The sequence below is a fragment of the Adlercreutzia sp. ZJ242 genome (assembly GCF_011038995.1).
Taxonomy (GTDB): Bacteria; Actinomycetota; Coriobacteriia; order Coriobacteriales; family Eggerthellaceae; genus CAAEEV01.
In genome coordinates, this window is the sequence record NZ_JAAKEE010000031.1 from 20300 (window position 1) to 30825 (window position 10526).

Here is a 10526-nt window from a genome sequence, read left to right on the forward strand (position 1 = left end):
ATGAGCGACGCCACCGACAACCTGCTTCTTCCCTGGGAGGGACCGGCCATCCTGCTGGTCGACCTCGACGCGTTCTTCGCCTCGGTCGAGCAGCTCGACCACCCGGGCTGGCGCGGCAAGCCCGTCATCGTGGGCGGCGACGCCGACGCGCACGGCGTGGTGTCCACCTGCTCGTACGAGGCGCGCGCCTTCGGCGTCCGCAGCGCGATGGCCGCCTCGCTCGCGCGCGAGCTGTGCCCCGGCGCCATCTGGACGCACGGGCACTTCAGCCGCTACCGCGAGATGTCGAACGCCATCATGGGCATCCTGCGCGACGAGACGCCGCACGTGCAGCAGGTCTCCATCGACGAGGCGTTCATGGACGTCACCCCCACGAAGGTGAACCACGAGCACCCCGTGAGCGTCGCGCGGCGCATCCAGGCGCGCGTGGCCGCGCTCGGCGTGACGTGCTCGGTGGGCGTGGGCACCACGAAGTCGGTGGCGAAGGTGGCCTCCGACATGGACAAGCCGCGCGGCCTCACTGTGGTGTACCCCGGCAGCGAGGCGACGTTCCTCGCCCCTCTGCCCGTGCGCACGATGAGCGGCGTGGGCGCCGCGGCCGAGCACGCGCTCGTGAGCCACGGGGTGCGCACCTTGGGCGACCTGGCGCGGGCCGACGAGGGGCTTCTGCGCCGCGTGTTCGGCAAGAACGCGGACATGATGCGCGCCCGCGCCGCAGGAGGCGACGTGTCGCCCGTCGAGGCCGACGACACCGTGAAGTCGATCTCGAACGAGGTCACCTTCGCGCGCGACCTCACCGAGCGAGAAGAGGTCGCCTCGGCACTCTCCACCATCGCCGCAAAGGTGGGCCGGCGCCTGCGCCGCAAGCAGCTCGCCGGGCGCACGCTCGGCATCCGCGTGCGCTACGCCGACCGCACCACGCGATCCGCCCAGATGCGCCTGCCCCGGCAGACTGACGACGAGCTGTTCTTCACGCCCTACGCGCTGCGCCTCGTGGAGGACTTGTGGCAGCCCGGCATGAGGATCCGCCTGCTCGGCGTGAGCATGACGGGCTTCGAGGAGGAGGGCGTGGTGCAGGAGGCGCTCTTCGACGTGGACGAGGCGGCGCCCCTCGACGACGGCGTGCGCAGCCCGCTGATCGCGAGCGAGGAGAAGCGGCGCGGCCTTCTGGCGGCCACCGACGCGCTCAAGGACAAGTTCGGGGAGTCGGCCGTGCGGTTCGGCTGCGAGCTGCGCAACGAGCGGAACACCACCGGCTCGAGCTCGAAGAACCCGGCTGACTACAAGTAGGCTGCCCAGCGGGACCGCCCGCGAGCGCAGGCCCCGTCGCCTTTAGGGCAGCCGAGGCCCCTCCCCCTTCGCCTAGCGGCGGTTCGCCGCATGCAGAAGGACGAGCCCCTTGAGCGTGAGCGCGGGCTCGACCACCACGTCGTGGCGCATGAGCGCGCCGAGCGCGCAGGCGTCGCGCCCCGAGAGCACCACCGTAGTGCGCTCGCAGCCCATCTCGGCCCACACCATGTCGATCAGGCCGTCGATGCGCGCGACCTCGCCCATCACGATGCCCGCCTGCATGGCCTCGCGCGTGGAGCGCCCCACCACCCGCTCGGGCGCCTTCACCTCCACCATGGGCAGCCGCGCGGCCGCGCCGGCGAGCGCCTCGGCCGAAAGCCGCAGCCCCGGCGCGATGATGCCGCCCGCGAACGCGTTGCGGGCGTCGAGCACCTCGATGTTGGTCGTGGTCCCCAGGTCGACCACCACGGCGGGCGCGCCGTAGAGCTCCTTGGCGGCCACCATGTCGGCCACGCGGTCGGCGCCCACCTCGCCCGGGTCGCTGTAGCTCATCTTGAGGCCGGTCTTGAGCCCCGGGGCCACCACGAGCGGGGCGCGGCCGCAGAGGCGCGACGCCGCCTCGACCCACACGTCGGTGAGCGGGGGCACCACCGACGACACGATGCCGTCGCGAGGGCGCGGGGGCGCGGGCAGGGGCGCCTGCCCGGACGCAGGCGCAAACGAGGACGGAGACGCAGGCGCACACGAGGACGATGGCGCCTGCCCAGCCGCAGCCGCAAGCCCGCCGCACGCCGCCGCGTCGACGCGGGCAAGCCCCTCGCCGAACGCGCCGAGGAAGGCGCGCAGCGCGCAGAGCGCCTCGTCAGCGGTCGCGCGCGGGTCGGTGGAGGTCTCCCAGGTGGAGACGAGCGCGCCGCCACAGGCCACGCCGAAGCGCGTGGTGGTGTTGCCCGCGTCGATGACGAGCACCGGCTCGCGCATGCCCTCGCCGTCCTTCGCCACGCGTCCTCGCTTCCCTTCCCCTCGTTTCGCCTAGTTGAACTTGAAGATCTTCTGCGCGATGTGGTAGCCGCCCAGACCCGCGCGCCGCCCCACCTCGGTGGGGATGTTCGTGCTCAGGTTGAGCACGTTCGTGCGGATGCGGCGGTACAGCGCCACGTCGGCGTCCTTCAGGTAGGCCCAGATCTCCTCGCGCTTGCGCTCGTCCTCGGGCGTGTTGCGCATGCGCAGGAACACCGAGCAGATGCACATCATCATCGCGAGGTAGTTCTCCAGGTAGTGGCGCAGGCGCTTCTGCTCGATGGCCATCACGTCGACCGCGTCGATCATGATGCGCGTGATGCGCAGCTGCTGGTCGATGCGGCCCATCATCACGCTCTCGTTCACCGACTGACCCTCGCGCCCGATGAAGTAGCGGTACATGTCCACGTCGAGGTAGTACATGGTCCGCACGTGCGGCAGCGGCTCGTACACGAAGATGTTGTCCACGTAGAAGCAGTGCCGCGGCAGCTCGAGCGCCATGTCGCGCAGAAGCTCGGTGCGGTAGATCACCGAGTGCATGAGCAGGTACTGCGACGGGCCGAACGCGCCCACCTCGTCCCAGGTGAACTCCTGCTCGACGGGGAACACGTTCTTGTAGCGTATGACGGTGCGCGTGCCCTCGTAGACCTTCTCGTACACGTAGTTCGCGATCACGAGGTCGGTGGGGTCCTTGAGCTCCATCTGGCGGCGCAGGTAGCGCATGACCTGCCCCATGGCGTCGGCGTCGAGCCAGTCGTCGGAGTCGACCACCTTGAAGTAGCGCGCCGAGGCGTGCGCGAGCCCGGTGTTCACCGCCGCGCCGTGCCCGCCGTTCTCCTGGTGGATGGCGCGGATGACGTCAGGGCGGCGGCGGGCCCACTCGTCAGCCTTCTCAGGCGTGGCGTCCTTGGTGGAGCCGTCGTCGACGATGAGGATCTCGACGTCATCACCGCAGGCCAGAAGCGACTCTATGCACTTGTCCATGTACTCGGCTGAGTTGTAGCACGGAACCGCAAACGTGATGGTCTTCATGCCCGCGCCCTACTCCTCCGCAGCTTCCTGCGCAGACGCGCGCTCGTCGAGGATGCCGTGCGAGAGATCGAGCGCGAGCCCCACGATCTTGTCCATGTTGTAGTAGCGGTACTCGGCGAGGCGCCCGAGCGGGTGGAAGTTCGGCAGCGACTCGGTGAGGCGGCGGTAGCGCTCGTAGTGCGCGTTGTTCTCGTCGTTGATGATGGCGTAGTAGGGGATCTGCGCGTCGGGGTCAGTGTAAGCGCGCGAGTACTCCTTCATGATGGTGGTGTTCGGCGCCTTCTGTCCGGTCATGTGCTTGAACTCCGTGACGCGCGTGTAGTCCTCGGTCACCGTGTAGTTCACCGTGCCGCAGGGCAGCTTGTACTCCTCGTCGTAGGTCTCGTAGACGAAGTCGAGGCTGCGGTAGGGCAGACGCCCGAAGCGCGCGAGGAAGAGCTCGTCGAGCGGGCCGGTGTAGACGATGGGGCCGATGAAGCTCACGTCATGCAGCTTGATGGCGGACAGCTGGGCGTCCTCGGAGTCGTCCTCGAACTCGAGCTCGAACACGCTTGTGGCGTCGGTGCTCAGGCACACCTCGATGCCCTCGTAGTCGAGCATCTGCTCGAACAGGTCGGTGTAGCCGCGCACGGGCATGCCCTGGTACTGGTCCTGGAAGTAGCGGTTGTCGCGCGAGATGAACACGGGCACGCGCGCGGTCACGCTCGGGTCGACCTCCTCGGGCGTGAGGCCCCACTGCTTCTGCGTGTAGTAGAGGAACACGTTCTTGTACACGAAGTCGGCGATCTCGCGCAGCTCGGGGTCGTCCTGGGCGCGCAGCTCGTTGATGGTGACCTTGCGGCCGTCGCCGAACACGTCGATCAGCTTCTCGGTGAGGTGCGCGGCGCGCTCCTTGCCGAACGCGATCTCCATGGAGTTCTTGTTGAAGGGCACGGGCAGGTAGGTGCCGTACCAGTCGGCGAGCACGTTGTGCTGGTAGCCGATCCAGCCCGCGAAGCGGCGCAGGTAGGAGAACACGCGGCCGTCGTTGGTGTGGAAGATGTGCGGCCCGTAGCGGTGCACGAGGATGCCGGCCTCGTCGAGCTCGTCGTACATGTTCCCGCCGATGTGCGCGCGCTTCTCGATGACGAGCACGCGCATGTCCCCCCGCTCGGCGAACTCGCGCGCGCACACCGCGCCGGCGAAGCCGCTGCCCACGACGACAGCGTCAAAGCTATTGATGTCAATGTCCTTGTAATCGGTGTACTGCACGCCCACGAGCGTTCCTTTCTGTTTGACGAGGGCCATGCCCGCGCGCCTTGCGCCGGGCCGAACCGCAAGCACGGCGCCGAGAGCGGAGCGCGCGCAGCTCGCCTTGCGCGCCCCACGGCCCGAACGCCGCAGCATTATCGGAGATATTGTACGATAGCCTGCGGCGACTCCGACCCTCGCGCCGCCTCTCCGAGGTCAACACCATACAAACCGAATAATTCAGCCGCACGGCGCGCGCGCAGGACGCGCGAGCGCGGCGCGCGCGTATGATGGGCTCACGTCACTTGCTTTGAGAAAGGACCCTTCCATGAGCACTTTCCTTGACACCATGCTCGAGCGCGCCCGCGCTGACAAGCAGACCATCGTCCTGCCCGAGGGCAACGACGAGCGCACGCTGGCCGCCGCCGAGAAGATCCTCGAGCTCGGCGTGGCCGACCTCATCATCTTGGGCGACGAGGCCGCCATCGCCGCGAGCGGACGCGCGCTCGACGGTGCGCGCATCGTCGATCCGCGCACCTCGGACATGCGCGCTGAGCTGGCGGCGCGCCTCTGCGAGCTGCGCAAGCACAAGGGCATGACGCCCGAGCAGGCCGACGAGCTCATCAGCGACGAGCTCTACTTCGGCGTGATGATGGTGAAGCAGGGCCTGGCGGGCGGCATGGTGGCGGGCGCGTGCCACGCCACGGGCGACGTGCTGCGCCCCTGCCTGCAGATCCTCAAGACGGCGCCGGGCGTCAAGCTCGTGAGCTCGTTCTTCGTCATGGTGGTGCCTGACTGCGACCTGGGCCAGCAGGGCACGTTCATCTTCTCCGACTGCGGGCTGGAGGTGCAGCCCGACTCCGAGCGCCTCGCGCACATCGCCGTGAACTCCGCGCGCTCGTGGAAGACGCTCATCGGCACCGAGCCCGTGGTGGCGCTGCTGTCGCACTCCACCTACGGCTCCGCGAAGAACGACGACGCGAGCAAGGTGGTGCGCGCCGTCGAGATCGCCCGCGAGCTGGACGGCGAGCTGGCGCTTGACGGGGAGCTGCAGCTCGACGCCGCCATCGTGCCCTCCGTGGGCTCCTCGAAGGCGCCCGACTCCCCCGTCGCCGGGCGCGCCAACGTGCTCGTGTTCCCCGACATCGACGCGGGCAACATCGGCTACAAGCTCGTGCAGCGCCTGGCGAAGGCCGAGGCGTACGGCCCCATCACGCAGGGCATCGCCGCGCCGGTGAACGACCTCTCCCGCGGCTGCACCGCCGACGACATCGTGGGCGTGATCGCCATCACCTGCGTACAGGCGCAGGCCAAAGCGTCCGCGAAGTAGGGCGCCGCGCTCGGGCACTCCGCCTGGGATGGCATGAGGGGCTTCTTTGCGAAAAAGGGGAAGGGGCTTATCCCCTTCCCCCTCAGTTTTTTCTCAGCCTCAGATTCGTTTTCCCCAGCCTCTGCTTCGGGCTGGAACAGCCTTAGGAAACAGCCTTAGAACAGGTGGAGCTCGTCGGCGAGCATCTTCTCATGCAGGATCTCGAAGGTGTCGCGCGCGATCATGTACTCCTCGTTCGTGGGGATGATGAGGATCTGGACCTCGGAGTCGTCGGTGGAGATCTCGCGCTCGCCGCCGCGCAGCTTGTTCTTCTGCAGGTCGAGCTTGATGCCGAGCGGCTGCAGGCCCGCGAAGATCAGGCGGCGCATCTTGTCGCAGTTCTCGCCGACGCCCGCGGTGAGCACGACGGCGTCGACGCCGCCCATAACGGCGATGTATTGCCCGATGTACTTCTTCACCGAGTTCGAGTACATCTCGTAGGCGAGCTGGGCGCGCTCGTTGCCGCTCTCGGACGCCTCGCGCACGCTGCGCAGGTCGTTCGACACGCCCGAGATGCCCAGGAGCCCCGACTGCTTGTTCATCAGGTTGTTGACCCCTTCGGCGTCCAGGTTCTCGTGCTCCATGAGGAACGGGACGACGGCCGGGTCGACCGCGCCGCAGCGCGTGCCCATCATGAGGCCGTCGAGCGGCGTCAGGCCCATCGAGGTGTCGACCGCCACGCCGTGGTCGACGGCCGACATCGAGCAGCCGTTGCCGAGGTGGCACGTGATGAGCTTGAGGTCGTTGAGCGGCTCGTCGAGGAAGGCCGCCGCGCGCTCGGCGATGTAGCGGTGCGACGTGCCGTGCGCGCCGTACTTGCGGATGGAGTACTTCTCGTACATCTCGTACGGCAGCGGGTACATGTACGCCTTCGGGGGCATGGTCTGGAAGTAGGAGGTGTCGAACACCGCCACCATGGGCTTGCCCGGCATCTGCTGCTGGCAGGCGTTGATGCCCATGAGGGCCGCCTTGTTGTGCAGGGGCGCGAGCTCGGCGAGCTCGTCGATCTTGGCGATCACGTCGTCGTCGATGAGCACCGAGCGGTCGAAGTACTTGCCGCCCTGCACGATGCGGTGCCCGATGGCGTCGATCTCGTCAAGTGATTCGATGGCCTTGGTGGGGCCGGAGATGAGCGCCTCGAGCACGAGCGCCATGGCGTCATTGTGGTCGCTCATCTTGGCGTCGATGACCACCTCGTTGTCATCGAGGCCGTGCTTGTGGAACGCCTCGGCCGAGCCGACGCGCTCACAGATGCCCTTGGCGAGAACCGAGTGGGTCTCGACGTTGATGAGCTGGTATTTCAAGGAAGATGATCCTGCATTGATTACGAGTACGTTCAACGATCCGCCTCCCTTAGAACGAGTTGTATCCCGTTATTTTACGCTGTCGCCAAAGGCGGCCCCGACCGTGGGGAGACACTTTCGGCGAGTGGCGACCGCCGAGCGCGCAACCCCTCCGCGCCAGGCGGGCGCCAGCTTTCGCGCCAGGCGGGCGCCAGGCATCCGGGCCGAGCCTCCGCCGGGTTCCCGCGCAAGCTTCCGTCAAGCTCTGCGGGCATTCTCCAATCCGAGCCGCGCCTCCTGTCGGGCGCCTGCCGGCTTTCGCGCGGGGCCGTTACTCGGCCGCGGGGCTGCCGTCGTTCATCTGCGCGCCGCCGAGCACATGGACGTGGACGTGGTGCACGCTCTGGCAGGCGTGGTCGCCCGTGTTCACGAGCGTGCGGAAGCCGCCCTCGGTCACGCCCTTGATCTCGGCCACCTTCGCCACGGCGCCGAAGAGGCGCCCCATCTCCTCCGTGGGGATGTCGTCTGCGATGTTGTCGTAGTGGTTCTTCGGCACGATGAGGGTGTGCACCGGCATCATGGGGCTCACGTCGTCGAAGGCCAGCACGTCATCGTCCTCGTACACCTTCGTGCAGGGGATCTCCCCCGCCACGATCTTGCAGAACAGGCAATCGTCCTTGCGCATGGTTCTCTCTCCTTTTCGTTGGTTGCCTTTGGGTTGCTGCGGGCACGTTGCCGCAGGTCAGCTGTCGTAGGTCAGCTGTCGTAGGTCAGCTCCTGCAGGTCAGCTCCTGCGGATAAGCTGCGGGCAAGCCGTCACAAGCAGGCTGCCCGCAGGTGGTCGCCTACGCCTTCTGGAGCGTGGTGTCCTGCGTCGCGTCGTCGGGCGCGGGCGCAAGCTCGCCCATGAGCACTTCGACCTGCTGCTCGGCGGCGTCGAGGCGCTTCTGCAGCGACGCGAGCAGGGAGACCCCGCGCGCATAGCTTTCCAGCGACTCCTCGAGCTCGAGCGTGTTGGACTCGAGCACGTTCACGACGCCTTCGAGCTCGGCCATGGCCTGGCGAAACGTCAGCTCCTCGACCGGCTTCAATTCCTCATTCATCGCTATCCTCCCATGGTTCCAGCGCCGTTGTGATGCGCTGCGTGCCTACTACCTTGCAGTTGACGACGCCGTCGGAGACGGTGAGCTCCACGGCGTCGGACGGGCGTACGTCGTCGACGGACTTCACCACGCCCCCGCGCTCGTCGCGCGCGATGGCGTAGCCGCGTGCGAGCACCGCGAGCGGCGACAGGTCGCCCAGGCGCGCCGCCATCATCGACACGTCGCCCGCGAAGCGCTGCGGCAGCGCCCGGCCCTGGTAGCGCAGGCGCTCCTCGAGCGCGCGCGTGCGCTGCCCCTCGCGCTCGCCGAGGCGCGCAAGCGAGCCGGCGAGCAGGGCGCGCATGCCCTCGAGCGTGCGGCGGTCGGACGCGATGGCCTGCGGGAGCGCCGCGTGGAGGCGCCCGGACAGCTCGTCGAGCGCACGCGCGTCGGCCTCGAACAGGCGCATCGGCTCGCGGAAGAGCGGCAGCGCCGCCATGAGCTCCACCCGGCGGCTCGACGCGACCACGCGCGCCCGCTCGCGCGCGGCGAGCGCGGACGCGAGCGCATCGAGACGTGCGCGCACCTCGGCGCCCTCGGGCGCCACGCCGGCGGCGGCGTACGTCGGCGTGGAGGCGCGCACGTCGGCCACCATGTCGGCGATGGAGGTGTCGGGCTCGTGCCCGATGCCCGTGACCACCGGGACCGGCATGTCGGCGATGGCGCGCGCGAGGCGCTCGTCGTTGAACGGCATGAGGTCCTCGAACGACCCGCCGCCGCGCACCACGAGCACCACCTCGGCACCTGCCATCACCACGCGCTGCATGCCCTCCACGATGGCCGCCGGCGCACCGGCGCCCTCGACCGGCACGCCGGCCAAGAGCACGCGCGCGAGCGGCCAGCGGCGGCGCAGCGTGCGCAGGACGTCGTGGACCGCCGCGCCACGCGGTGAGGTGACCAGGCCGACTGCCTGCGGATACGCTGGCAGGAGCCGCTTGCGCTCAGGTGAGGTGAGCCCCTCGGCCGCGAGCTTGCGCGCGAGCTCAGCCACCTGCAGGCGCAGGTTGCCCTCGCCCGCGAGCGTCACCGAGAACACGTCGAAGTTCATGCGCCCCTTCGCCGCGTAGAGCGTGAAGCGGCCGGTGAGCTCCACGAGCGCGCCGACGCGCAGCTGCACGCCCGCGGCCTGGTAGCGGCTGTTCCACATCATGCACGGCAGGGAGGCGCTTCTGTCCTTCACCGTGAAGTAGACGGCCTTGTAGCCCGGCTTGTTGGAGACCTCGGACACCTCGCCGACGAGGCGCACCACCACGCCCTCGAGCGCGCCCTTGGCCAGCGCCACCGCGCCCGAGACCGAGAGAGCCTCCTGCCGCTCGCTACTCCTCACGCTGGCCGAGCAGCCACAGGAGCTGCAGGATCGAGGTGAGGGCCGCCGCCACGTACGTGAGCGCGCACGCCTGCAGGACGCTCGCGGTGCCGCCCTGCTCGGCCACGGGCGCGCCGACGTTGGCCAGGTACGCCTTCGCGCGCCTCGACGCGTCGAACTCGACCGGCAGCGTGACGATCTGGAAGAGCACCACGACAGCGTACATGATGATGGCCAGCGTGGTGAGCCCCGCGATGTTCATGATGATGCCGAGCATCAGCAGGAAGATCCACGCGTTCGACGCGAGGTTCACCGCCGGGACGAGCGAGCCGCGGATGCGCATGGGAGCGTACCCCTCGGCGAACTGGCAGGCATGCCCCACCTCGTGGCAGGCCGTGGCGATCGACGTGACCGACGTGCCGCGGTAGGCGTCGGGATCGAGCGTAATGGAGTTGTCACGCGGGTCGAAGTGGTTCTGGTCGGGACCGCCCATGCGGATCTCCACGCCCGACACGCCGTGGTAGGACAGCATGTGCTGGGCCATCTGCGCGCCGGTGTACCCGCTCGCCGAGCCCACGCTGCGGTACTTCTTCAGCTGGTGGTTCACCCACCACGTTGCCCCCATGCCGATGACGAGCGTCACCACGATGAGGGAAAGGTAGCTCATGGACATCATGCGTCTCACTCCTTCTTCGTTCAGTCAAATTGCTCAGAGGGCATTATATCCGACAGACGTACGAAAGATGTACCACAGGTGGAACACCGTCAAACATTCGCAACCCGCTTGGCCGCGGCCGCGCCATGCCTGCGACGCCGCAGCCGCGCGGGCCACCCGGGGCGCGCCGCCGCACGCC

10 protein-coding genes are annotated in these 10526 nt (G+C 68.4%); 2 read left to right on the forward strand and 8 right to left on the reverse strand.

The window, feature by feature from the left end:
* Positions 1-1290 (forward strand): DNA polymerase IV, encoded by a 1290-nt coding sequence (gene dinB / locus G7Y49_RS08110; protein WP_165172768.1) that lies wholly within the window; start codon positions 1-3, stop codon positions 1288-1290.
* A 72-nt stretch (positions 1291-1362) separates the two neighbouring features.
* Here the strand turns inward: dinB and G7Y49_RS08115 are convergent, their stop codons facing one another.
* The 3 genes from G7Y49_RS08115 to glf are packed head-to-tail and all read right to left on the reverse strand — an operon-like array spanning position 1363 to position 4629.
* On the reverse strand, positions 1363-2292 hold the full coding sequence (locus G7Y49_RS08115; protein WP_241157340.1) for a type III pantothenate kinase: 930 nt from the start codon (positions 2290-2292) through the stop codon (positions 1363-1365).
* A 30-nt stretch (positions 2293-2322) separates the two neighbouring features.
* Entirely contained in the window at positions 2323-3342 is a 1020-nt protein-coding gene (locus tag G7Y49_RS08120) for a glycosyltransferase family A protein (RefSeq protein WP_165172770.1), read from the reverse strand.
* 9 nt (positions 3343-3351) lie between these two features.
* Positions 3352-4629 carry a UDP-galactopyranose mutase gene (gene glf, locus G7Y49_RS08125; protein WP_241157341.1) on the reverse strand — a complete coding sequence of 426 codons (1278 nt, stop codon included), beginning with the start codon at positions 4627-4629 and terminating at the stop codon, positions 3352-3354.
* A gap of 271 nt (positions 4630-4900) precedes the next feature.
* Here glf and pta point away from each other — a divergent pair, with 271 nt between their 5' ends.
* Positions 4901-5902, forward strand: a complete 1002-nt coding sequence (pta, locus tag G7Y49_RS08130; protein ID WP_165172772.1) for a phosphate acetyltransferase — start codon at positions 4901-4903, stop codon at positions 5900-5902.
* A gap of 155 nt (positions 5903-6057) precedes the next feature.
* Here the strand turns inward: pta and G7Y49_RS08135 are convergent, their stop codons facing one another.
* The 5 genes from G7Y49_RS08135 to G7Y49_RS08155 form a co-directional block, all read right to left on the reverse strand.
* A complete protein-coding gene (locus tag G7Y49_RS08135) occupies positions 6058-7281 on the reverse strand; it encodes an acetate/propionate family kinase (protein ID WP_165172774.1) in 1224 nt (407 codons plus the stop codon).
* A 274-nt stretch (positions 7282-7555) separates the two neighbouring features.
* The gene (locus G7Y49_RS08140) at positions 7556-7909 is read right to left on the reverse strand and encodes an HIT domain-containing protein (RefSeq protein WP_165172776.1); all 354 of its coding nucleotides are present in this window, start codon (positions 7907-7909) and stop codon (positions 7556-7558) included.
* A gap of 160 nt (positions 7910-8069) precedes the next feature.
* On the reverse strand, positions 8070-8327 hold the full coding sequence (gene xseB / locus G7Y49_RS08145; RefSeq protein ID WP_206214601.1) for an exodeoxyribonuclease VII small subunit: 258 nt from the start codon (positions 8325-8327) through the stop codon (positions 8070-8072).
* Entirely contained in the window at positions 8320-9693 is a 1374-nt protein-coding gene (gene xseA / locus G7Y49_RS08150; RefSeq protein WP_165172778.1) for an exodeoxyribonuclease VII large subunit, read from the reverse strand. The genes xseB and xseA overlap by 8 nt, the downstream gene beginning before the upstream one ends.
* Positions 9683-10348, reverse strand: a complete 666-nt coding sequence (locus tag G7Y49_RS08155) for a zinc metallopeptidase (RefSeq protein ID WP_165172780.1) — start codon at positions 10346-10348, stop codon at positions 9683-9685. The genes xseA and G7Y49_RS08155 overlap by 11 nt, the downstream gene beginning before the upstream one ends.
* Positions 10349-10526 lie beyond the last annotated feature (178 nt).